The sequence below is a fragment of the Streptomyces sp. NPDC020965 genome (assembly GCF_044333555.1).
Lineage (GTDB): Bacteria > Actinomycetota > Actinomycetes > Streptomycetales > Streptomycetaceae > Streptomyces.
In genome coordinates this window covers 446,088-469,336 of sequence record NZ_JBIRRE010000003.1, presented here as the reverse complement: position 1 = coordinate 469,336, position 23,249 = coordinate 446,088, and the positions used below count along the sequence as shown (strand labels likewise).

Annotated in this window: 20 protein-coding genes; 7 read left to right on the top strand and 13 right to left on the bottom strand. The window is 71.1% G+C overall.

From position 1 onward, the window contains the following. The first annotated feature begins 169 nt into the window (after positions 1-169). Entirely contained in the window at positions 170-1,387 is a 1,218-nt protein-coding gene (locus tag ACH4S7_RS12540) for a peptidoglycan DD-metalloendopeptidase family protein (RefSeq protein WP_398521103.1), read from the top strand. A gap of 225 nt (positions 1,388-1,612) precedes the next feature. On the opposite strand, the gene ACH4S7_RS12535 is transcribed toward ACH4S7_RS12540, so the two are convergent. Beyond that, entirely contained in the window at positions 1,613-2,488 is an 876-nt protein-coding gene (locus ACH4S7_RS12535; protein WP_398521102.1) for a Cof-type HAD-IIB family hydrolase, read from the bottom strand. Positions 2,489-2,685: 197 nt separating this feature from the next. Here ACH4S7_RS12535 and ACH4S7_RS12530 point away from each other — a divergent pair, with 197 nt between their 5' ends. After that, complete coding sequence (locus ACH4S7_RS12530; RefSeq protein ID WP_398521101.1) at positions 2,686-3,588, top strand: LLM class flavin-dependent oxidoreductase; 903 nt, start codon at positions 2,686-2,688, stop codon at positions 3,586-3,588. A 95-nt stretch (positions 3,589-3,683) separates the two neighbouring features. Here ACH4S7_RS12530 and ACH4S7_RS12525 read toward each other — a convergent pair whose 3' ends face one another. The 4 genes from ACH4S7_RS12525 to ACH4S7_RS12510 all read right to left on the bottom strand — a co-directional run bounded on the left by ACH4S7_RS12525 (position 3,684) and on the right by ACH4S7_RS12510 (position 8,352). Next, complete coding sequence (locus ACH4S7_RS12525; RefSeq protein ID WP_398521370.1) at positions 3,684-4,280, bottom strand: RNA 2'-phosphotransferase; 597 nt, start codon at positions 4,278-4,280, stop codon at positions 3,684-3,686. A gap of 215 nt (positions 4,281-4,495) precedes the next feature. Further along, positions 4,496-5,437 carry a MerR family transcriptional regulator gene (locus tag ACH4S7_RS12520; protein ID WP_398521100.1) on the bottom strand — a complete coding sequence of 314 codons (942 nt, stop codon included), beginning with the start codon at positions 5,435-5,437 and terminating at the stop codon, positions 4,496-4,498. Positions 5,438-5,513: 76 nt separating this feature from the next. Next, a complete protein-coding gene (locus ACH4S7_RS12515; protein WP_398521099.1) occupies positions 5,514-7,349 on the bottom strand; it encodes an SDR family oxidoreductase in 1,836 nt (611 codons plus the stop codon). Between the two features lie 166 nt (positions 7,350-7,515). Then, a complete protein-coding gene (locus ACH4S7_RS12510) occupies positions 7,516-8,352 on the bottom strand; it encodes a M24 family metallopeptidase (protein ID WP_398521098.1) in 837 nt (278 codons plus the stop codon). 284 nt (positions 8,353-8,636) lie between these two features. On the opposite strand from ACH4S7_RS12510, the gene ACH4S7_RS12505 reads away from it, so the two are divergent. The 5 genes from ACH4S7_RS12505 (at position 8,637) to ACH4S7_RS12485 (ending at position 13,259) form a co-directional block, all read left to right on the top strand. Continuing rightward, positions 8,637-9,647 (top strand): ABC transporter ATP-binding protein, encoded by a 1,011-nt coding sequence (locus tag ACH4S7_RS12505; RefSeq protein WP_398521369.1) that lies wholly within the window; start codon positions 8,637-8,639, stop codon positions 9,645-9,647. Next, positions 9,644-10,549 carry an ABC transporter permease gene (locus ACH4S7_RS12500; RefSeq protein WP_398521097.1) on the top strand — a complete coding sequence of 302 codons (906 nt, stop codon included), beginning with the start codon at positions 9,644-9,646 and terminating at the stop codon, positions 10,547-10,549. Before ACH4S7_RS12505 ends, ACH4S7_RS12500 begins: the two co-directional genes overlap by 4 nt. After that, on the top strand, positions 10,546-11,457 hold the full coding sequence (locus ACH4S7_RS12495; protein ID WP_398521096.1) for an ABC transporter ATP-binding protein: 912 nt from the start codon (positions 10,546-10,548) through the stop codon (positions 11,455-11,457). The genes ACH4S7_RS12500 and ACH4S7_RS12495 overlap by 4 nt, the downstream gene beginning before the upstream one ends. Before the next feature lie 16 nt (positions 11,458-11,473). Beyond that, positions 11,474-12,193 carry an ABC transporter permease gene (locus tag ACH4S7_RS12490; RefSeq protein WP_398521095.1) on the top strand — a complete coding sequence of 240 codons (720 nt, stop codon included), beginning with the start codon at positions 11,474-11,476 and terminating at the stop codon, positions 12,191-12,193. A gap of 433 nt (positions 12,194-12,626) precedes the next feature. After that, a complete protein-coding gene (locus ACH4S7_RS12485; RefSeq protein WP_398521094.1) occupies positions 12,627-13,259 on the top strand; it encodes an NADPH-dependent F420 reductase in 633 nt (210 codons plus the stop codon). 358 nt (positions 13,260-13,617) lie between these two features. Here ACH4S7_RS12485 and ACH4S7_RS12480 read toward each other — a convergent pair whose 3' ends face one another. The 8 genes from ACH4S7_RS12480 to ACH4S7_RS12445 form a co-directional block, all read right to left on the bottom strand. Then, on the bottom strand, positions 13,618-14,433 hold the full coding sequence (locus ACH4S7_RS12480) for an HAD family hydrolase (protein WP_398521093.1): 816 nt from the start codon (positions 14,431-14,433) through the stop codon (positions 13,618-13,620). After that, positions 14,430-15,707: a serine--tRNA ligase gene (serS, locus tag ACH4S7_RS12475; protein ID WP_398521092.1), complete on the bottom strand. Its 1,278-nt coding sequence runs from the start codon at positions 15,705-15,707 to the stop codon at positions 14,430-14,432. Before serS ends, ACH4S7_RS12480 begins: the two co-directional genes overlap by 4 nt. Before the next feature lie 703 nt (positions 15,708-16,410). Continuing rightward, complete coding sequence (pheA, locus tag ACH4S7_RS12470; protein WP_398521091.1) at positions 16,411-17,346, bottom strand: prephenate dehydratase; 936 nt, start codon at positions 17,344-17,346, stop codon at positions 16,411-16,413. Positions 17,347-17,545: 199 nt separating this feature from the next. Next, the gene (locus ACH4S7_RS12465; protein ID WP_398521090.1) at positions 17,546-18,844 is read right to left on the bottom strand and encodes a Dyp-type peroxidase; all 1,299 of its coding nucleotides are present in this window, start codon (positions 18,842-18,844) and stop codon (positions 17,546-17,548) included. A gap of 211 nt (positions 18,845-19,055) precedes the next feature. Next, positions 19,056-21,104, bottom strand: a complete 2,049-nt coding sequence (locus ACH4S7_RS12460) for a copper resistance protein CopC (protein WP_398521089.1) — start codon at positions 21,102-21,104, stop codon at positions 19,056-19,058. A gap of 22 nt (positions 21,105-21,126) precedes the next feature. Continuing rightward, positions 21,127-21,621, bottom strand: a complete 495-nt coding sequence (locus ACH4S7_RS12455; RefSeq protein ID WP_398521088.1) for a copper chaperone PCu(A)C — start codon at positions 21,619-21,621, stop codon at positions 21,127-21,129. 95 nt (positions 21,622-21,716) lie between these two features. After that, the gene (locus tag ACH4S7_RS12450; protein WP_398521087.1) at positions 21,717-22,388 is read right to left on the bottom strand and encodes an SCO family protein; all 672 of its coding nucleotides are present in this window, start codon (positions 22,386-22,388) and stop codon (positions 21,717-21,719) included. Positions 22,389-22,452: 64 nt separating this feature from the next. Beyond that, positions 22,453-23,223: a YcnI family protein gene (locus ACH4S7_RS12445; protein ID WP_398521086.1), complete on the bottom strand. Its 771-nt coding sequence runs from the start codon at positions 23,221-23,223 to the stop codon at positions 22,453-22,455. Positions 23,224-23,249: the final 26 nt, after the last annotated feature.

Below are 23,249 nucleotides of genomic sequence, written 5' to 3'. Positions count from 1 at the left end.
GGAAGCGAGACGTCCCGGCCCGGGGTATGCCGAGGCGAGGCGTTCCGGCCCGGGGCACGCGGGTCGTACGGGGCCGGTGCGACCGGTTCCCGAGCGCCCGGCGGCGGCTCGCGGGCGCCGGAAGGGGACGGGGCCGCGGCGGCGGGGCGGCCGGCGACACCGTGACCGGTTGCTGTTCGTCCCGGTGGTGCTGTGTCTGCTGCCGCTGCTGACCCCGACCCCGGCCACCGCATCCGAAGGGCCCGATCCGACCACCGGTGCCGAAGTGGCGCGGCTGTACGAGGAGGCCACGCGGGCCACCACTGCGTACGAGCGGGGCAGACGTGCCGCCGAGGCGCGGCGGGTCACCGCGAGCGGGTTGCAGGCCCGGCTGGTCCGCCAGCGGCGGGAACTGGTCGAGGTCCGGGACGCGGTGGGCACCGTCGCGCGGGCCCAGTACCGCACGGGCGGGCCGCTGACCTTCGCCGCCCGGTTGTTGCAGGCCAGCGATCCGGAGCAACTGATGCTCGGGCGGCGGCTGGCCCGGCAGGCGGAGGCGGGCCTGAACCGGCTGCTCGACCGGGCTCAACGGGCGGAGCGCGAGCTCACCGAGGCGGAGGAGCGGGCGCGGGCGGCCTGGCGCGATCTCGCGGAGCGCACGGCACGGCTGGCGGCGCGGAAGCAGCGCATCGAGGCCACGTTGGAACGGGTGTGGTGGTCGTTGCAGCGGGAGGCGGAGCGCGGTCTCGCGGCGGGGAAGTGCGCGGGCGGGGCACGGCGCGGCGGGCCGGCGGCGGCGCGGCCTTCGCGACCGGCGCCGAGGCCCCCGGGGGTGACGGTGAGCCCGGCCGCGCGGCCCGCCGCGCCGTCGGCCGTACCGAGACCAAGGCGCTCACCGGGCCCGGTGGTCCCGAATTCCGCGGGGCTTCCGGCCGCTGCGGGACCGTCGCCGTCGGCGGGTCCGGGGCCGTGGAAGGCGCCGCCGGACATGGTGCCTCCGAAGGCGGCCTGGGTGGCGCCGGTCGAGCGGTACGCGCTCTCCGCGGGGTTCAACAGCGCCGGACGGCACTGGGCCCGGCGCCACACCGGACAGGACTTCGCGGTCGGCATCGGCACACCGGTGCGGTCGGTCGGCGCCGGGCGGGTACTGACGGTCTCCTGCGGGGGCGCGTTCGGTGTCCAGGTCGTCGTACGGCATTCGGACGGCTACTACACGCAGTACGCGCATCTGGCCTCGGTCGCGGTGGCGCAGGGCGATCGGGTGCGTGCCGGTCAGTGGCTCGGGCCGGCCGGTACGACGGGGAATTCGACGGGGCCGCATCTGCATTTCGAGGTGCGGCTCACTCCGTATCAGGGCTCGGGGGTGGATCCGGCCGGGTGGCTGCGCGAACGCGGCGTCCGGATCTGAACGGACTGATCACGGATCTGAACGGACCTGAGCTCTATCTGAACGGACCCGGCTCTGGTGTGGGTGGACCCGACCCTGATGTGAACGGACCCGATCGTGATGTGGATGGATCCGGACCGGATCTGAGTGCGCCCGGCTCGGGTCTGAACGGATCCGGCTCGGGGGCGCCGGTCTCCGTCAGCAGTGGGCCGGCGACGTCCGGGGCGTGGGCCCCCGGCTCCCGGTTCAGCCGGTCCGCTGCGGCAGCTCGCGCAGGATCTGCTCGATGACGACCGCGACGCCGTCCTCGTTGTTCGCGACGGTACGGCCGGAGGCGGCGGCGATCACCTCCGGGTGGGCGTTGCCCATCGCGTACGAGGTGCCCGCCCAGTTCAGCATCTCCACGTCATTGGGCATATCGCCGAAGGCCACGACCTCGTCGGCGGAGATACCGCGCTCGGCGCAGCAGAGCGCCAGGGTGCTGGCCTTGCTCACCCCCGGGCCGCTGATCTCCAGCAGGGCGGTCGGGCTGGAGCGGGTGATGGAGGCCAGCCCGCCCGCCGCCGCGCGGGCCACGGTGAGGAAGGCGTCGGGGTCCAGCTCGGGGTGGTGGGCGAGCAGCTTGATCACCTGGGTGTCGATGCCGGGCCCCGGCGCGGCCAGCAGCTTCTCGGCGTCCGCGACGGCGACGGTCGACTCCAGGTTGTGTTGCAGGAACGGCGCCGAATATTCGGGCTCGTGGTAGAAACCCGCCGTCGTCTCGACCGCGAAGGAGGTCCCGGGGGCCGCGTCGCGCAGGGCGTGGACGACACCGAGGGCGGTGTCATGCGCCAGCGCGCGGACCTTCAGCACCTCGCCGCCCGCGTGCAGATCCACCACGGCCGCGCCGTTGGCGCAGATGGCGAGTCCGTGGCCGTGCACATGGGCGCTCACGACATGCATCCAGCGGGCGGGGCGACCGGTGACGAAGAAGACCTCGATCCCGGCCCGCTCGGCGGCGGCGAGCGCGGCGACCGTACGGTCCGAGACGGACTTGTCGTCGCGCAGCAGGGTGCCGTCCAGATCGGTGGCGATCAACCGGGTGGCTGCGAGGGCGCGGCGGGGATCGGTAGCTGAGGTCACGGGACCATTCTCCCGTACGGCGTCGCACTACAGTGCGGAAGGTCGCACATCTGAGTGGGCTCATGGCGAGGAACAGGCGTACGGGAGGGGCTGGCGGCGGCCCCCGGTGGGCGCGGGTGCGGCGGGGCCCACGGGGGTGGCCGTTCCGAGTGGGGGAGGAGGTGCTCGGGAGGCTCGGGGGACCGTACGCTCGGGATATGCGTCTGAGTACCGTGATTCTCCCTGTCCGTCCCTGGCGCCAAGGGGGCCGCGACGAATGGCTGCGAGCCGAACGGCTCGGGTTCCACACCGCGTACACCTATGACCACCTGTCCTGGCGGACCTTCCGGGACGGTCCCTGGTACGGCGCGGTCCCGACGCTGACCGCCGCTGCCGCCGCCACCGGGCGGATACGGCTGGGCACCCTGGTCACCTCGCCGAACTTCCGGCATCCGGTGACCCTCGCCAAGGACCTGCTCTCGCTGGACGACATCTCGAACGGGCGGATCACCCTCGGTATCGGCGCCGGTGGGAAAGGGTTCGACGCCACGGCGCTGGGGCAGGAGGCGTGGACGCCCAGGGAACGGGCCGATCGGTTCGCCGAGTTCGTGCCGCTGCTGGACCGGTTGCTGACCGAGGAGTCCGTCTCCGCCACCGGGGAGTTCTACTCGGCGGTGGAGGCGCGGAACATCCCGGGCTGTGTGCAGCGGCCCCGGCTGCCGTTCGCGGTGGCCGCGACCGGGCCACGCGGGATGGCGCTGGCGGCGCGGTACGGGCAGGCGTGGGTGACCGCGGGCGATCCGAAGGTCTTCGAGACCGGCACTCCGGAGGATTCCCGCGACGCGCTCCGGGGGCAGCTTGAGAAGCTCGACAAGGTCTGCGCCGACTTCGGCCGTGATGCGGCCGAACTGGAGAAGGTGCTGCTCACCGGCTTCACACCGGACCGGGGCAGGCCGCTCGATTCGCTCGACTCCTTCGTGGACTTCGCCGGCCACCACATCGAACTGGGCTTCACGGAGCTCGTGATCCACGCGCCCATCCCCGACTCGGACTTCGCCTCGGACCCGGTGGTCTTCGAGCGGATCGCGACCGAGGCACTGGGGCAGCTCGGTATCGGCTGAGCGGGGGCCCCGGGCCGGGGGCGGGTTCCGTGCCCCGGTCGCCGGGGGCGGGATCGGTCCTTTCTCCCTCTTCGGTCCTGCGGGGAACGGTGCGCCTACCGGTCCGGGAGCCGGAGGAACTCCGGTGGCACGGAGTCGGTGAGCCAGACACCGTTGGCGCTGACCAGGAAGACATGGCCCGCCCGGTGCAGGGCACCCGCGGCCACGGTGAGGACGACGGGGCGACCGCGCCGGGCGCCGACCCGGGTCGCCGTCTCGCGGTCGGGCGACAGATGGACATGGTGGCGGTCCATCGGAAGCAGCCCCTCCGCCCGGATCGACGCCACGCGGGCGCCGACGGTGCCGTGGTAGAGATACGCGGGCGGCTCGGCCGGGGGCAGGTCCAGATCGACCCCGACGGTATGGCCCTGGTTGGCACGGATGCGGGTGCCGTCGATGGTGAAGCGCCGTTTGTCGTTGACGGCGACGACATGGTCCAGCTCCGCGCGGGTGATCGGGAAGCCGTGCGCCGCCACCGCACTCAGCAGGGTGTCCGTCTCCACCCAGCCGTGTGCGTCCAGGGTGATGCCGATGCGCTCGGGCCGATGGCGCAAATGCTTCGACAGGTACTTCGACACCTTGACGGTGCGCCGGTCGTCGTCGCCCTTCTGGTCCGCCTCGTCTTTCCGGCCCTTCTCCTCCAGCCGGCTCATGTCCTCCGGACGGCTCTTCTCCTTCTGCCGGCTCTTCTTCTCCGGACGGTGCTTCTCGTCCATCCGGGGGTGTCGCTGTCTCTCGCTCATTCCGTCAGAGTGGCTCGTCGGGAGTCTCCGTCGCCACCGAAAAATTCACTGACCAGGTTTGATCCACAGCCAACTGTAGTTATCCACAGGGAGATTGGCCTTTCTGTGGACAACTCACGTCCGAATTATGGCTTTTGGTCAAAGTCCGTTGTGGACAGGCCGCGTGCGGCCAGGGTGTCCAAGGTTCTTTTCCCGAGCTCACGTTCGGCGGCAGCAGTGATGAATTCTGCCGTGCGCTCCGGGCCAACAAGCGCCTGAACGGCCCGTATTGTCGCCGAGGGGAGGGTCACGGAACGCGACTCATCCGACATCGGATGGGGGTCGTCCGAGGTCAGATGCCGGTGCAACTGGCGGGTGGCGAAGGTCCGCATGGCGCGGGCGAGTTCGGCGTCCACCGTCTGCTGCGCCAGCGGTCTCAGGCGCCGCACCAGCGCCGCCGCCTCCGCCGCATCCGCGTCGGTCGGCGGGTTGTGCCCCAGATAGCGGGCGAAGACATGCTCGGTGGTGAACTCCAGGAATCGCGCGGCTATGTGCTCGACCTGGCCGCGAAGTTCCCAGAGGTGAGCGGAGATCGCGGTGAGAGGAACCCCGGCCGCGTACAACTCCGCTGCCACGGACAGCTCTTGTGGGCTGGGCACCAGGAATTCATCGTCCCGGCCCGGAATGGGCTCCAACACCCCCAGCTCCACCGCCTCCGCGATGGCCGCGTCGTCCGGGCCACCGCCGAAGGTGAGGTCCAGCTCGGCCCGGGTGATCCGGGCCGCCTCCTCGTCCGTCCACGGCCCCTGCACCTCGGCGACCAGGCCGAGCACACCGCCGAGCCCCCGCCCGGCGTCCCACGCCTCCAGCAACTCCTTGATCGACGCCAGGGTGTAGCCACGGTCGAGGAGATCGGCGATCTGCCGCAGCCGGGCGAGATGCGCCGAGCCATACACATTGGACCGGCCGCGCCGCTCCGGTCGGGGCAACAGCCCGCGGTCCTGATAGGCGCGGATCGTCCGGACCGTGGCACCGCTGTGGTGCGCGAGATCCTCGATGCGGTACTCGGCCACTGACTGCTCGGACAAAACCGCCCCCTCGGTGAACACTCTCGGCCGTGCCGGCCCGGCCCGCCTCCTCCCCGCGCTCCCCACGCTCAGCCGATCACAGCGGCGGGTTGACCCGGGCGAGGGCCCGCAGCAATCGGGGAGCGAGGCGGGACAGCAGCAGCACGCCCCGGGCCTCCGGCGTCACGGGCACCACCGCCTGGTTGCGCACCACCGCGCGCAGGATCGCGTCGGCCACTCTCTCCGGCGGATAGTTGCGCAGTCCGTACAGCCGGGCGGACCGCTTCTGCCGCCGCTCCTCCTCGGCCTCGTCGACCCCGGTGAAGCGGGCCGTGGCGGTGATGTTCGTGTTGACCAGCCCCGGACAGATCGCCGAGACCCCGATGCCCCGGCCCGCCAGCTCGGCCCGCAGCGACTCGCTCAGCATCAGGACGGCCGCCTTGGAGGTGCCGTACGCGGAGAGCGTCTTCGAGGGCTGGAAAGCGGCGGCCGACGCGACATTGACGATATGGCCGCCCTGGCCGCGCTCGGCCATCTGCCCGCCGAAGAGCCGACAACCATGGATCACGCCCCACAGATTGACGTTGAGGACCTTCTTCCAGTCCTCGACTCCGGTCTGGAGGAAGGGGCCGGCCACTCCGATGCCCGCGTTGTTGACCAGGACGTCCACCACGCCGTACTCGGTGGCGACCTTCTCGGCGAGCTTCTCCATCGCCTCCGCGTCGCCCACGTCCGTGGTCTCGCCCCAAGCCTCCGGGGAACCGATCAGCCGGGCCATCTCCGCCGTCCTGACCGCACCCTCCGCGTCCCGGTCGACGGCCACGATCCGCGCCCCCGCCTCCGCGAACGCGAAGGCCGTGGCCCGCCCGATACCGCTGGCCGCGCCCGTCACCACCACGAGCTGGCCGCCGAACCGCTCGGCGTACGGACCAGGGGCCACCGTCGTACCCGTGGCCGTCACCGCCGTCCCGGTCGGGCTGTTCTCATGGGCCTGGACGAACCCGGCGATCCAGGTGGACACCTGGTCGGGGCGGGACCGTGGGATCCAGTGCCGGGCGGGCAGGGTGTGCCGGGTCAGTCGCGGCACCCAGGTGGCCAGATCGTCGTAGAGCCGCTCGGAGAGGAAGGCGTCCCCGGTCGGCGTGATCAGTTGCACGGGGACATGGGCATAGGGATCGGGGCGCGGATGGAGCAGCCGCGCGCGGATGTTGTCCCGGTAGAGCCAGGCGCCGTGGGCGCCGTCCCGGGGCAGCGACGGAGTCGGATAGCCGCCTCCGGGGGACCGCTCGATCCGCTCCAGCACCTTCGGCCACCGCCGGCCGGCCGGGCCGCGCCAGAACAGCTCCGGCAGGACGGGGGTGTGCAGCAGGTAGACGTACCAAGACTTGGCGCCCTGCCCGGCGAGCTGGCCGAGACGGCGGGGCGTCGGGCGGCTCGCCCGCTTCTTGAGCCAGTGCCCGAAGTGGTCCAGGGACGGACCGGACATCGAGGTGAAGGAGGCGATCCGGCCCTCGGTGCGCTGGACGGTGACGAATTCCCAGCCCTGCACCGACCCCCAGTCGTGGCCGACCAGATGCACCGGCCGGTCGGGGCTCACCGCCTCCGCCACCGCCAGGAAGTCATCCGTCAGCTTCTCCAGCGTGAATCCGCCGCGCAGGGGTTTCGGGGCGCTCGACCGACCGTGCCCGCGTACGTCGTACAGCACCACATGGAAGTCGTCGGCCAGCCGCTCGGCGACCTCGGACCACACCTCTTTGCTGTCCGGGTAGCCGTGCACGAGCACCACCGTCGGCTGTGCCGTGTCGCCGAGCTCGGCGACACACAGCTCGACTCCGCCCGTACGGACCCAGCGCTCTCGCGCGCCCTTCAGAGAACTCACGCCTGCTCCCCACTGCTTCGCTTCTCCGCCCGCACGGCGCAGAAGTACGGCCATCGTGTTCGTCAGTGGCCCGCGGGCCGTGCTCCCCGCCGCCCTGCCCGGCTCCCGCCGCCTGCCCTGCTTCCCGCCGCCCCGTCCGTCGCTCGTCGCCACGCCCCGCCTGCTGCCCGCCCGGCTCCCGGCTCGCGCCCCGGTCCTTGTACCGATCCCGCCCCGTCCCTCAGCCCGCCCACCGCCCCACATGCGGCAGATCGTCGTCCAGCCAGAACGCGCTCTCCTCAAGGTCCGCCGAGTCGGTGACCACGAGGATCTCCTCGAACTTCGCCCCCGTGCCCCGGAATCCGATATGCGGCTCGACCGCCCACAGCCCCGGCCGAGGCGGATGGTCGGAGAAGCCGTACGGGCTCCACAGCGGCGACCATCCGGCGCGGTGGCCGTGGACCGCGTCGCTGACCAGGCCCTTCAGCGACTGGGTGCCGAACCCGAAGACCGTGGGCGACCAGCGGCGCCGCGCCACCCGGTCGACCTTGTGGGCGATCACCCCGAAGGGATACGCGCGGTGCCGGTTGGCGTATCCCTGGCGGACCATGAGCCGGTCCACGTCCTCGTAGATCTCGCGCAGGGACCGCCGCTCCCGCACCTCGCGCAGAATCAGCTCTCGGTGCGCCGCCAGATCGGCCAGCAACCGGTCGTGGACCGGACTCGGTCCGAGAGCTCCCGAATAGCCCACATCGGCGGTGAAGCCCCGGTGGATGGGGGCCATATCGAGGATGAAGGGCATACCGGGCTCCAGCACCCGGCCCGTGGGAAAGAACTGGAGCGGTATCCGAAAGTTGACGAACGCCGTGCGGTCACCGAACCAGGCGAACGGCAGATGGAACCAGTCCCTGACCCCCCGCTCGCGCAGCCACTCCCGCTGCATCCGCGCCGCGTCCCGCTCCGTCACCCCGGGTCTGAGCTGAGCGGCGACCGCCTCGGCGCACTCGTACGCGAGACGCTGGACGTCTCTGAATCCCCGTAACTCCGCGGATAGTTCGCCCGCGACCGCAGACCTCATGCCGAAGCCCCCTCCCAAGCCCGACGCGGCACCCGCTCGTACCGTGCCACTGATGAATGTGACAATGCTCGGCGGCTGCGTCAAGGCCCCCGCACTGGCCTGTGGAAAACTTCCGCCATGGTCCGGCCGACCCGCCCCTGGCCGTCCCGGCCGACCCGCCCCTGAGAGAGGCTGTCCTCTTGGACACAGGCCCCTTACGGGTCTCTAGTCCTGGAGTCGGACAGCGAGCGGGCCTCCAGGTGGACGCTTGAGGTGTCCCGCTCACCTACGGTCGATGTGTGACTGTGATCGTGACCGAAAGCCTGAGCAAGCGGTTCCCCCGGGTGACCGCTCTTGACCGGCTCTCCTTGGACATCGGACCCGGTGTGACGGGCCTGGTGGGCGCCAATGGAGCCGGTAAGTCCACCATGATCAAGATCCTGCTGGGGCTCTCCCCCGCCACGGAGGGCCGGGCCGAGGTGCTCGGCCTGGACGTCGCCACCCATGGCGCCGCCATCCGGGAGCAGGTCGGATACATGCCCGAGCACGACTGCCTGCCGCCCGACGTCTCGGCCACCGAGTTCGTCGTCCACATGGCGCGCATGTCCGGGCTCCCGCCGACCGCGGCCCGTGAACGCACGGCGGACACCCTGCGGCACGTCGGCCTCTACGAGGAGCGGTACCGCCCCATCGGCGGCTACTCCACCGGCATGAAACAGCGGGTGAAGCTCGCACAGGCCCTGGTCCACGATCCGAAGCTGGTCTTCCTGGACGAGCCCACCAACGGCCTCGACCCGGTCGGCCGTGACGAGATGCTCGGTCTGATCCGCCGCGTGTACACCGACTTCGGCATATCCGTGCTGGTCACCTCGCATCTCCTCGGCGAACTCGAACGCACCTGTGACCATGTGGTTGTCATCGACGGTGGTGCGCTGCTGCGCTCCAGCTCCACCAGCGACTTCACCCAGATCACCACGACCCTCGCGGTCGAGGTCACCGACACGGACGAGCACCCCGACGGCACCGCGGTCCTGCGCGAGCGGCTCGTCGGCGCCGGGCTCACCCTCCATGCGGGCATGGAGGACGGGCTGCCCGGAGCGGGGCACATCCTGCTCGTCGAGGCGGCCGACGAGGAGACGTACGACACGGTGCGCGACACCGTCGCGGGCCTCGGCCTCGGCCTCGTACGGATGGAACAGCGTCGGCACCACATCGCCGAGGTCTTCCGCTCGGACGCCCAGGTCAGTGGCGGGAGCGGTACGGCCGACGGCGTGAACGGCAGCACCGCGGAGTCGAAGGAGGCACGGTCCCGATGAGCACCCAGACCCCCGGGGCGGCGGCCCCCGAGACCGCCCGTATCCACAACATCGGCTACCGCCACTACGACGGAGCCCGGCTCGGCCGCGCCTATGCGCGCCGTTCGCTCTTCGCACAGTCCGTGCGCGGCGCCTACGGACTCGGCCGATCGGCCAAGTCCAAGGTGCTGCCGATGATCCTCTTCGCGGTGATGTGCGTACCCGCGGCGATCATGGTCGCGGTCGCCATCGCCACCAAGGCCAACAAACTCCCCCTGGAGTACACCAACTACGCGATCGTCACCCAGGGGGTCATCGGCATCTTCCTCGCCGCCCAGGCCCCCCAGTCCGTCTCCCGCGATCTGCGCTTCAAGTCGATCCCGCTGTACTTCTCGCGCCCGATCGAGCGGATCGACTACGTCGTCGCCAAGTTCGGGGCGATGGCCTCCGCGCTGTTCGTCCTCACCGCCGTACCGCTGCTGATCCTCTACGTCGGCGCCCTGCTCGGCAAGATGGACTTCGCGACCCAGACGAAGGGGGTCGCGCAGGGGCTGGTCTCCGTCGCACTCCTCGCCCTGCTCTACGGCGGGCTCGGACTGGTGATGGCCGCCCTCACCCCGCGGCGCGGCTTCGGAGTCGCCGCCGTCATCGCGACGCTGATCATCAGCTTCGGCGCGGTCTCCACCGTCCAGGCCATCGCCTGGGAGACCGGCTCGACCGGTGTGGTCAAGTGGCTCGGCCTGTTCTCGCCGGCCACCCTCATCGACGGCGTGCAGACCGCGTTCCTCGGGGCCTCCTCCAACTTCCCGGGCCGCGCGGGACCGGACGCCGGTGTCGGCGTGGTCTATCTGCTGGTCGTCCTCGCGCTGATCGCCGGTTCGTACGGCGTCCTGATGCGCCGCTACCGAAAGGTCGGGCTGTGACCACCCTCAACATCGAGCACACATCGCGGTGGTTCGGCAATGTCGTGGCCGTCAACGACGTCACGATGACCGTGGGGCCGGGCGTCACCGGCCTGCTCGGACCCAACGGCGCGGGCAAGTCCACGCTCATCAACATGATGGGTGGTTTCCTCGCCCCCTCGACGGGCAGCGTCACGCTCGACGGAGAGCCGATCTGGCGCAACGAATCCGTCTACCGGCAGATCGGTGTCGTGCCGGAGCGGGAGGCGATGTACGACTTCCTCACCGGCCGCGAGTTCGTCCTCGCCAACGCCGAGCTGCACGGACTGGGGGCCAAGGAGTCCCAGTACGCACTGGCCACGGTCGAGATGGAGTACGCGCAGGACCGCAAGATCTCCACGTACAGCAAGGGAATGCGCCAGCGCGTGAAGATGGCGTCGGCACTGGTCCACGACCCCTCTGTGCTGCTGCTCGACGAACCCTTCAACGGCATGGACCCGCGCCAGCGGATGCAGTTGATGGATCTACTACGGCGTATGGGCGCCACCGGCCGCACCGTGCTCTTCTCCTCGCATATTCTGGAGGAGGTCGAGCAACTCGCCTCGCACATCGAGGTGATCGTGGCCGGCCGCCATGCCGCGTCCGGCGATTTCCGCAGAATCCGCAGGCTGATGACGGACCGCCCGCACCGTTATCTCGTCCGCTCCAGCGACGACCGCGCGCTCGCCGCCGCGCTGATCGCCGACCCGTCGACGGCGGGCATCGAGGTGGACCTCGCCGAGGGCGCCCTGCGGGTCCAGGCCATCGACTTCGGCCGGTTCACCGAGCTGCTGCCGCGGGTCGCCCGCGACCACTCCATCCGCCTGCTCACGGTCTCGCCGTCGGACGAGTCCCTTGAGTCGGTCTTCTCGTACCTCGTAGCGGCCTGAAAGGAGCTGTGACGTCATGTACAACCCCACAGTCGCCCGGCTCACCTATCGGGCCGTGCTCGGCAGGCGCCGGGCGGCGATCCTCTTCATCCTGCCCGCGCTGCTGATCGCCATCGCGGTGGCCGTCCGCGTCTTCAACGGGGCGGACGACCAGATCGCCACCGATGTCCTCGGCGGATTCGCCCTCGCCACGATGGTGCCGCTGATCGGTGTCATCGCGGGCACCGGGTCGATCGGTCCCGAGATCGACGACGGCTCGATCGTCTACCTGCTCTCCAAGCCGGTGAAACGATCGACGATCATCTTCACCAAGCTGATCGTCGCGATAGCCGTGACCATGGCGTTCTCGGCCATCCCCACCCTGCTGGCCGGCTTCATCCTCAACGGCAACGGCCAGCAGGTCGCCGTGGCGTACACCGTGGCGGCCCTGGTCGCCTCGATCGCCTACAGCGCGCTGTTCCTGCTGCTCGGGACGGTCAGCAGGAACGCCGTCGTCATCGGACTCATCTACGCGCTGGTGTGGGAGGCCCTGTTCGGCAGCATGGTCGCCGGCGCGCGCACGCTCAGTGTGCAGCAGTGGGGGCTCTCGCTCGCCGAGGAGATAGCCGGCGACGGCCTGATCGGCTCGGACGTCGGCCTGCCGCTGGCGATCGTGCTGCTGGCGGGGGTCACCGTGGCGGCGACGTGGTACGCGGGGCAGAAGCTCCGGGTGCTGAAGCTCGCGGGCGAGGAGTGAGCCCGCGCCGGCGCGAGCCGCGCTGAGCCGGTCGGCCCCCGTCCGCTGGACGGGGGCCGCCGTGTGCGGTTCTGTGCACGGGGGTTCGGTACGGGGGGTACGGGGGCTGTGCACCGGCGAGGGGTACGGGTGAGGCGGGGCGGGTACGGGCGGGTCGGGTACGGGGCGGGTACGGGGCGGGTACGGGTCGGGTACGGGTGAGGCGGGTACGGGGCGGGTGTCCGCGTGGAGCTACGGCGCCGGGCGGAGGGGGCGGAGGGGCCTGGCCGGAGTGGGTTGGCCGGGGGTGGCGGAGTGTGGGTTGGCCGGGGTGGTCGGGGCTGGTCCGGAGTTCCCAACTCCCCTTCCCCTATTGGTCCTAAGTCCCTGAGCCGGCCCGTCTGGTCCCCCTGGCCGATACGGCGCCGCGTCGACCTCGCCTAGCGTCATCGGCATGACGAAAATCGGATTCATCGGTACGGGGAATGTGGCGCGGGCGGTGGCGACCGCCGCGGCGGCCGCCGGCCACGATGTGGTGTTCGGATCGCGCGACCCGGCGGGCAGGACGGACCTCGCCCTTCCCGTCGTCTCCGTCGCCGACGCGGTCGCCCATGGCGACATCGTCGTCAACGCGACCCCCGGCACCGTCTCGCTCGACCTGCTCACACCGCTGCGAGCACAGCTCGCCGGAAAGGTGCTGCTCGACATCGCCGTCGGGATGACCGAGACATGGGAGCTGGCCCACCCCAACTCCAGCATCGGCGAACAGATCCAGGAGGCCCTCCCCGACACCAAGGTCGTCAAGACCCTCGTCACCATGGACGCGACCGTCATGGTCGACCCCGGCTCGCTCACCGAGCCCGGCACGGTGTTCCTCTCGGGCGAGGACGCCGAGGCCAAGCGCGTGGTCGCCGCCCTGCTGGGGGACCTCGGCTGGCCGGAGGAGAGCCGGCTGGACCTGGGGGGGATCAGCACCTCCCGTGGCCAGGAGCATCTGGCGCTGCTCTTCGTAGGAGTGGCCGGCGCGATCGACTCGCACGCCTTCAACTTCCATGTGGTCCGGAGCGCGGGCACGCCGGGTCAGTAGAAAACCGGTGGCGTCGAACGGGCCTTCCGGCCAGAGTGGTTGAACCGATCGTACGTATGTGCGATCGCGAGCACCTCCGGGCGAGGGGCGCGACGGTGACCGCGAGCGGGCGGGCACGACCGTCGGGTCCCGCGAGGCGCCGGACGGGCGGGGGCCCGGGGGGTCGGTACCGACACCCCGGGAGACCGCCACGTATCGCTGCCGGGGGGCGGCCACTTCGAGCGCGCCGAGGCGCGGGCCGCCCCTCCCGGAGGTGAGCGAATCTCCAGTCTCCAGGGGGTGAACCTCCCGGGGGCGAGCCTCCGGCCCGGGCCTCCCGGCCCCCGGGCCGAAGGCCCGGGGGCCCGGACGCCGAGGGTCAGCCCGTCAGGAGCAGCTCTTCCAGCTTCACCGCGATGCCGTCGGCGTCGTTCGACGCGGTGATCTCCGACGCCACCGCCTTCAGCTCGTCGTGCGCGTTCGCCATCGCCACCCCGTGTGCGGCCCAGCCGAACATCGGGATGTCGTTCGGCATGTCCCCGAACGCGATCGTGTCCGCCGCGCGCAGGCCCAGCCGCCTGGCCGCCAGGGAGAGCCCGGTGGCCTTCGTCAGGCCCAGGGGAAGGATCTCCACTATCCCGGCGCCCGCCATCACCACGTCCACCAGGCCGCCGACGGTCTCCTTCGCGATCTTCGTCAGGGCGTCGTCGCCGAGCGTCGGATGCTGGATGTAGACCTTGTTCAGCGGCGCCGACCACAGATCGGCGGTGTCCGTGAGGGGCAGCACCGGAAGGGGACCTTCCTGGACCGCGTACCCCGGGCTGACCAGGACCTCGCCCTCCAGGCCGTCCCGGCTCGCGGCCAGTGCCAGCGGGCCGACCTCCGCCTCCAGCTTGGCCAGCGCCAGCCCCGCGAGCTGACGGTCCAGCGTGACCGAGGTCAGCAGCCGGTGCTCGCCCGCGTGGTACAGCTGGGCGCCCTGGCCGCAGACCGCGAGGCCCTGGTAGCCGAGGTCGTCCAGTATGTGCCGGGTCCAGGGCACCGAACGCCCGGTGACGACGATGTGCGCGGCGCCCGCCGCGGTGGCGGCGGTGAGCGCGGCACGCGTGCGCTCCGACACGGACTCGTCCGCGCGCAGCAGGGTGCCGTCGAGGTCGGTGGCGATCAGTCGGTACGGGAAGGGGGCGGAACTCATCCGGTGATCGGCTCCAGGATCTCCCGGCCACCGAGGTACGGGCGCAGCATCTGCGGCACTCGAACCGATCCGTCGGCCAGTTGGTGGTTCTCCAGAATCGCCACGATCGTGCGCGGTACGGCGCAGAGCGTGCCGTTGAGCGTCGACAGCGGCTGGACCTTCTTGCCCTCGCGCATCCGCACCGACAGCCTGCGCGCCTGGAAGCTGTCGCAGTTCGAGGCCGAGGTCAGCTCGCGGTACTTGCCCTGGGTGGGGATCCACGCCTCGCAGTCGTACTTCCGCGATGCGGACGAACCGAGGTCACCGGTGGCCACGTCGATCACCTGGAACGGCAGCTCCAGGGCGGTCAGCCACTGCTTCTCCCACTCCAGCAGCCGCTGGTGCTCGGCCGCCGCGTCCTCCGGGGCGACGTACGAGAACATCTCGACCTTGTCGAACTGGTGCACCCGGAAGATGCCACGGGTGTCCTTGCCGTACGTCCCCGCCTCGCGGCGGAAGCACGGCGAGAAGCCGGCGTACCGCAGGGGCAGCTTGTCGGCGTCGATGATCTCGTCCATGTGGTACGCGGCGAGCGGCACCTCGGAGGTGCCGACCAGGTAGTAGTCGTCCTTCTCCAGGTGGTAGACGTTCTCCGACGCCTGGCCGAGGAAGCCGGTGCCCTCCATGGCGCGCGGCCGGACGAGGGCCGGGGTCAGCATCGGGATGAAGCCGGCCTCGGTGGCCTGGGCGATGGCCGCGTTGACCAGCGCCAGCTCCAGCAGGGCGCCGACGCCCGTGAGGTAGTAGAAGCGCGATCCGGACACCTTGGCGCCGCGCTCGACGTCGATGGCGCCCAGCGCCTCGCCCAGCTCCAGGTGGTCCTTGGGCTCGAAGCCCTCGGCGCCGAAGTCGCGGATGGTGCCGTGCGTTTCCAGGACGACGAAGTCCTCCTCGCCGCCGACCGGTACGTCGTCGTGGACGATGTTCCCGAGCTGGAGGAGGAGTCGTCGGGCGTCGTCGTCGGCCTCGTGCTGTTCGGCGTCGGCCGCCTTGACGTCGGCCTTGAGCTGTTCGGCCTTCTTCAGCAGCTCGGCCCGCTCCTCGGGAGTGGCCTTGGGGATGAGCTTGCCGAGCGACTTCTGTTCGGAACGCAGCTCGTCGAAGCGGAGGCCGGAGGACCTGCGCCGCTCATCGGCGGAGAGCAGGGCGTCGACGAGCGCGACGTCCTCTCCACGGGCGCGCTGGGAAGCGCGGACACGGTCGGGGTCCTCACGGAGCAGGCGAAGGTCAATCACCCCACCAGGCTACCGGTGCCCACTCCCCGGCCGGCCACCTGTTAATACGTTGCATACCTTTTGGGGTAATTAATGTCCTTTGCCGGTTTTTGCCGACGATCCGAACCGATGGGAGTGGCGTCAAGCAGAGGGAGGCGTATTCGCTGGAACGGGGCACTCATCATAGGCCGAAATTGACCCATGTCCCCCGTGGGCTGCGGGACTTGCCTCGGTGTTGTCCACAGGTGGGCGTCGCTTCGGAAAGTTATCCACAGGCTGTGTGGTGGAACTGTGGATTTCGGAAGTGATCATTCCGAAGCGGTCGTACGGGCCGAGGAATTCCCCTCCCAAACCCACCCCACACACTCATTCGGGTGAGAATTGCTCGCTCCAAAGAGTTGATCAATGAATTCGGGGTGACGCCCACGGGAAGCGTTTGACCTGCGGCCCTGTGGAAGACGGCCGGGAGGGTGGACCGATTTGTCGACCATGTCGTTACGGGTTGTCGACTTGTCCCCAGGTCGAGAAGGGTGCCTGTGGATAACTCTGTGGATAACGAAAATCAGCAGGTAGGACAGTTCCGGTCAGTCACCCGCAGCCGAGCCGGGCACCCCGGACCCCTCGCCGGACCGGGCGCCCCGGACCGGCCGTACCGACCGAGCTCGACGGCCCCGGACCGGGCGCGCCGCCCGGGCGGGCCCGAGCCCGCCCGAGCCGGTTCCCCTCAGGCGCGTCCGTCCTGGCAGCGCGCCAGCCAGTCCGACGCCGCCGTGAAGTCCCCGTCCGAGGTGCCCGTACGCGGCCCCCGTACCTCGTCCGCCGTCACCCCCGCGCGCGGATACGAACCGAGGAACCGCACCTTCGGGCAGATCCGCTTCAGCCCCATCAGGGCCTCGCCCACCCTCCGGTCCGAGATATGGCCCTCGGCGTCCACGGCGAAGCAGTAGTTACCGATGCCGGCTCCCGTCGGGCGGGACTGGATCAGCATCAGGTTGACCCCGCGCACGGCGAACTCCTGAAGCAGTTCGAGCAGCGCGCCGGGGTGGTCCTCGCCCATCCAGATGACCACCGACGTCTTGTCCGCGCCGGTCGGCGCCGCCGGCCTGGCCGGGCGGCCCACCAGGACGAAACGGGTCTCGGCGTTCTCCGCGTCGTGGATGTCGGTCACCAGCGGTTCCAGGCCGTACGTCGCCGCCGCGAACTCGCCGGCGAAGGCCGCGTCGTACCGCCCCTCCTGCACCAGCCGGGCGCCGTCGGCGTTCGAGGCGGACGACTCCCACAGGGCGTCCGGCAGGTTCGTCCGCAGCCAGTTCCGTACCTGCGGCTGGGCGACGGGATGCCCGGTCACCGTCTTCACCCCGGACATCGGGGTCCCCGGCCGGACCAGCAGCGCGAAGGCGATCGGCAGCAGCACCTCGCGGTAGATCATCAGCGGCGCGCCCGCCGACAGTTCGTCGAGGGTCGCCGTGACGCCGCCCTCCACGGAGTTCTCGATCGGTACGAGAGCGGCGGCCGCGTCCCCGTTCCGTACGGCGTCGAGCGCGGCGGGCACGGACACCATCGGGACGAGCTCCCGGGCGGCGGCCTCCGGGAGGGTGCGGAGAGCGGCCTCGGTGAACGTGCCCTCGGGGCCGAGATACGTGTAGCGCGTGGCTGACATACGGGTCACCCTAATGGGCCCGGGACGGCGGGCCTGGCGGAGCGGCGGGGGGTGCGACCGCCCGGCCGGTGCGGACCGAGCGATGGCCCGGCGCGGTGGTAGGCGGCCACGGCTGCCGGGTGCCCCGGGGGTGACGATGACCGCCGGGCGGTGCGGTGGCGAGGGCTGTGTCAGCCGGGGCCGTGCGGTGGCGGGCCGGCTAAGGCTCCAGCAGCCGCTGGCCCACGTACTCGCCCTTCGCCGCGCCGCCCGGCACCGCGAACAGCCCGCTCGACTCGTGCCGAACGAACGGGGACAGCGCGTCCCCCCGGTCCAGCTTCCGCTGTACGGGCACGAAGCCCCGCAGCGGGTCGGCCTGCCAGCAGATGAAGAGCAGCCCGGCGTCCGGGACACCGTCCGCGCCGATCCCGTCGTGGTACGAGAAGGGCCGCCGCAGCATCGCCGCCCCGCCGTTCTGCTCGGGCGCGGAGATCCGGGCGTGGGCGTTGGCCGGGATGACCGGCTTTCCGTCCGCGCCGATCCTGTCGAGCGCGAGCTTCTCCGTCTCGCCGCCCCCGGTGAGCGGGCCGCCGTCGGACTTGCGCCGCCCGATGATCCGCTCCTGCTCCGCGAGCCGGAGCCCCTCCCAGTCGTCCAGGAGCATCCGGATGCGCCGTACGACGGCGTACGAGCCGCCCACGAGCCACTCGAAGTCACCACCGCCGCCACCAGTGCCGGCGTCCGTACCCGTACCCGTACCCCCGTCTGTCCCCGTACCGGTGCCCGCGTCCGATGGCGGTACGAAGATCCGCTGGTCGAAGTCTGGATCGGACGGCTTCGGATTGTTGGTGCCGTCGACCTGGCCCATCAGATTGCGGGTGGTCATCGGCCGCTCCGTGGCGCCCGGCGAACGGTTGAAGCCGGTCATCTGCCAGCGCACCCGGGCCGTCGCCCCCGCCGCCCGCTGGACCGCCCGCAGGGCGTGGAAGGCGACCAGTCCGTCGTCGGCGCCGATCTGCACCCATAGATCACCGTTGGACCGCCGGGTGTCCAGCCGATCGGCGGAGAAGGCGGGCAGCGGATCCAGTCCGGGCGGCCGGCGCGCCACCAGGTCCGTACGGTCGAAGAAGGTGCGGCCGAATCCGAAGGTGACCGTCAGCGACGACGGCCCGGCGTCCAGGGCGACGCCCGTGTCGTCCGCCGCCACCGGCCGGCCGGCCATCAGCTCGGCGGCCAGCCCCGACCAGCGGCGGAGCAGCGCGGTCGCCTCCTTGCGGCCCGCCCCCGGCGCCAGGTCGAAGGCGATCAGATGGCCGTGCGCCTGCGGGGGTGTCGTGATGCCGGCCTGGTGCTCGCCGTGGAAGGCGACGGTGTTCGCGCCGACCGTCGTCAGCGCGGTCGGGGCCTCCTCGGCGGTGGTGGCACGGGCGATGGCCCCGCCCGCGGCGCCGACCCCGAGCCCGGCCGCGCCCACGGCGCCCGCCGTGCCGATCAGCCGTCGCCGGGAGAAGCCGCTCACCGGCCACGCACCGAGGTCGCGGGCGACGGGGTCACGGCCGCCGACGCCACGGCCGCCGACGCCACGGCCGCCGACGCCACGGGTACCGACGCCACGGGTACCGAAGGCGTGGGCACCGACGGCGCCGTCCCAGCCTCTGCGGCACCGGATTCCGCGTTCGGGAGTTCCGTGTTCGCGAGTTCTGCGTTCATGAGTTCTGTGGTCACGGGGATCAGCCGATCCTCACGGTCTCGTCGATGGTCGTCTGGTCGATGTCGGAGGTCCGTACGGTCACCTGGAGCTGCCAGTCCCCGGGCATCGGGATCTGGACCGAGCCCGCGCTCCAGTGCCCCGCCGCCAGCCGCGTGGGGGTGACGGGCAACGGGCCGATCTGCTTGTCCTGGAGGGTGAGGGAGATCTTCAGCTCGGGCACGTCCATCGGCTTCCCGCCGGGGCCGTCCACCCAGAGGTGCATCTCATTGGCGCCCGGCGCGGCCGGACCGAGGGAGAGCCGCAGGGTCCCCTTGCCGTTCGCGCCGCCGGTGTCGAAGGGCAGCGTGCGCTCGGCGGGCCCCTGGGGAGCGCCCGCGCCGTTCTGGGCGGCGCCGGTCGTCGTCCTGGCGGCCTCCTCCTCCGTACGACCCGGTTCGGTGGTCGTCAGTACGGTGGTGACGGCGAGGACCACGACGGCGATCCCCGCCTCCGCCAGTACGGAACGGCGGAGCCGCGTCCGCCCGGGGTCGGCGTCGCGCTCCTTCTTCCGCTGGGCGGTGGCGACGGCGGCCTGCTGACGGGCGAGCTGGGCGGCCCGCGCGGGGTCGTCCGCCCCGGTCCCGTCCACCGCGACAGCAGCCGGGTCGGCCGAAACCGCTGTGACAGTCGGGTCCGCCGTGTCGACATGGTCCGGTGTGTCGCCAGGGTTCGGCGTCGCGGCGGGATCGGTCACCGGCCCGGCGTCCGGCGCCGGTTCGGCCGCTGGTTCCGTCAGCCGCGCCGTCCAGCGGCGCGAGAACCACGCCACCCCGACCATCAGCGCCACCAGGGCCACCTTGGCCAGCAGCAACTGCCCGTACGACGTCCCGGTCAGCGCCGACCACGAGCCGACCTGCCGCCAGGACTGGTAGATCCCGGTGACCGCCAGTGTGACGACACTGGCGAAGGCGACACCGGAGAAGCGCCGTACCACCGCCGGTTCGAGGGACGGCACCCGGTGGAGCGCGGTGAGCAGCGCCACGAGACCGCCGAGCCAGGTCGCGGCGGCGAGCAGATGCAGTACGTCGACGGGCATCGCGAGCCCCACCTGGATACCGGTCGACGCGTGCTCGGAGAGCGCCCAGGTCGCGGCGATCCCGGCGGCCACGACGGAGCCACCGATCGAGAGCCCGAAGGTCAGGTCCTTCTTCTCGCTCCGCTGGTCGTCGCCGTCGCGTTTCGTGTACGCGCCGAAGAGCACCGCGATGAACAGCGCCGCAGCGCCGAGCAGCAGCAGCCGGGAGACCAGGGCCGCGCCCGTCTTGGTCTCCAGGACCGTCTGGAGGCCGCCGAGGTCGAACGCGTCCGCCAACTCTCCGGAGCCGGTGTACGGGGAGCGCAGCAGCAGGGTCGCGAGGGTGGCGGCGGTCAGGGTGACCCAGCCGCGCACCACGAGCCGCTGGAGCGGCCGTACGGACGCGCCGCGCGGCCAGCAGAGCAGGATGAAGGCCGCGGCACCGGCCATCAGCAGGAAGCCCGCGTAGGCGGTGTAGCGGGAGATGTCGTAGAGGACGGCGACGGCGCCTTCGCCGGCCTTCTCCCGGGGGAGGGCCACCTCGGTCTCCGACGGCGCGCCGATGGAGAAGGTGAACGCGCCGGAGATGGGGTGGCTGTCGGCGGAGACCGCCTGCCAGGCCACGGTGTAGGTGCCGTCGGGCAGTCCGGGCAGCAGATCGACGGCGTAGGCGACGGTGCCGCCGCTGGAGAGGTCGCGGACGGTGGACTCGTCCGCGCGTTCGCCACTGGGGTCGAGGACCCGGATCGAGTCCTTCCCGAGGGCGATCTGTTCGGAGAAGGTGAGCGTCACCTCCGTGGGGGCGGTGGCGACCACCGCCCCGTCCTTCGGGTTGCTCCCGGTCAGGGCGGCGTGGGCCGCCGCGGGTCCGGCGCCGGCGAGCAGTGTGCCGAGGACCGTGCCGATGAGCACGGTGATGGCGAGCAGTCGCCGGAGCAGGGGCCCCCGGAGGACCGGGTGTCCGGACACGGGCCGGACCGGGGATGGGCCGAGGTGCGGGGCGGTGGCTGTCATGGCTTGGTCAGTCCCCTCGTACTCAGTGCTTCGCGGGGTTGTACGTCGGTTCCTTGACCGGAAGTTCGACCGTGATGGGGTCGGACTTCTCGAAGCGCAGCTCCACGGAGACCTTCTCGCCCTGCTTCGGACGCTGCTTGAGCTTCATGAACATGACGTGGTTGCCGCCGCGTTCGAGATCGAGCACGCCGTCCGCCGGGATGTCGAACTCCGCGACCTCCCGCATCTTCTGGTTCTTCGACTCGTGGATCGTCACGTCGTCGGAGATGGCGCTGGTGACGGAGGTGAGCTTGTCGGCTCCGGAACCGTCATTGCGCACGGTCAGGAAGCCGGCCGCCATATCGCTGACCGGCTGGGGCATGAAGGCGTTGTCGACCGTGAGTTCCGGCTCGCCCGAGCCGCCCCCGGAGGAGCAGCCGGTGAGCAGGAGACCCGCGCTCAACGCGACCGCGGTGAACGAGGTACGGGCGACAGCTCCCCGGCGCCCACCTCTCCGGCCCCCGGTTCTCCGGCTCATCACCGCCCGGCTCATGCCCGCCCGGTTCGTGCTTTCCCGCGTGCCCGCCCGGCTCATGCCTGCCCGGTTCGTGTCTCCCCGCGTGCCCGCCCGGCTCACGGCTTCTCTCCGCGGATGAGCTTGGGCAGATCCTTGGCGTACTCGTCGGCGGTCGTGTCCTCGCCGTAGAGCACATAGCCCTGGTCGGTCTTGGGTGAGAAGGCGATGACCTGGGCGCCGTGCATGGAGACGACCGAGCCGCCCTTCTCCTTCGTCGCCGGGTCGATGCTGATGCCCACCTGACGGGCGCCGGCCTGGATGGTCGCGAAATCGCCGCTGAGCCCGGTGAAGGACGCGTCGCCCGCGCTGGCCAGCCAGGTGCCCAGCGAGGCCGGGGTGTCCCGCTCCGGGTCGGTGGTGACGAAGACGACCTGGAGCTTGTCCCGGTCGGCCGGGGAGAGCTTCTTCTCGGCGACGGCGATATTGCTCATCGTCAGCGGACAGACGTCGGGGCAGTTCGTGTAGCCGAAGAAGAGCAGCGTGGGCTTGCCCTTGGTCTGCTCCCGCAGGTCGTACTTCTTGCCCTTGGTGTCCGTGAGGACGAGGTTCGGTTTGGTGTACGGGCTGTCCAGCGCGGTGCCCGGCTTGCGGTCCTGCATCGCCGAGATGTCGGCGACGTCCGATGATTCGGTGCCCGAGCCGGAGTCGGAGCCGCCGCTGGAGCAGGCGGACAGCGTCAGGGCGGTGGCCGCGACGAGCGCGGCCACCAGGGCGGTCTTCTTACGCATGGAGAGATATCCCTGTGAGATGTGCGATTCGGTGCGGGTGGGGCGGTGCGGAGGGCACGCCGGATCAGGAGGTGCGGCGGCGGCCGGCCAGCACGCCGAAGGCGACACCCACGACACCCACCAGGATGCCGACGATCCCCAGGACACGGGCGGTGGAGTCCGAACTGTCGGCCGCCACGGTCACCGTCTTCTTCGCGTGGTCGGACCCCTTGGCCTCGGACTCCTTGGCACCGGATTCCTTGGCACCGGATTCCTTGGCCTCGGGGGCCGCGCCACCGTGACCGTCCTCGGCGGCCGAGAGCTCCAGGACCGGCGCCGGGGACTGCGGCTCCTCCGCGCCCTCCTTCGCCTCCTCGATCCAGCGCACGACCTCCTTGTTGTCGTACGTCTGGATCGCCTTGAACACCACGCTCTCGGCGTTCTCCGGAAGCTGCCCGAGCGAGACCGGGAACTGCTGGAACTGACCCGGGCCGACCTTGCCGCCAGCGGCGGTCCAGGTGATCTTGGAGGCGGCCTCGGTGATCTTGTTGCCGTGGACCTCAAGCGGCTTGGCGAGCTTGGTCTTGGTGACCTTCACGTCCCAGCCCGGCACCGGCTGCGGCAGCACCGAGGCCAGCGGGTGCTCCGTCGGCAGGCTGATCTCCAGCTTCACGGTCGACGCGGTGTCGCGCTCATTGGGGACCTTGAAGTTGACCGTGGCGTAACCGCCCTTGGCGGCCTCTCCCTGCGGCTGGACGCTGACATGCGCGGAGGCGGTGCCGGAGAGCAGCAGGGAGGAGGCGGCGACGCCGGTCGCGACGGCGATCACACGGGAGGTGCGGGAGGAAAGGCTCATGGTGAGGACACTCCACTCAGGGGGAG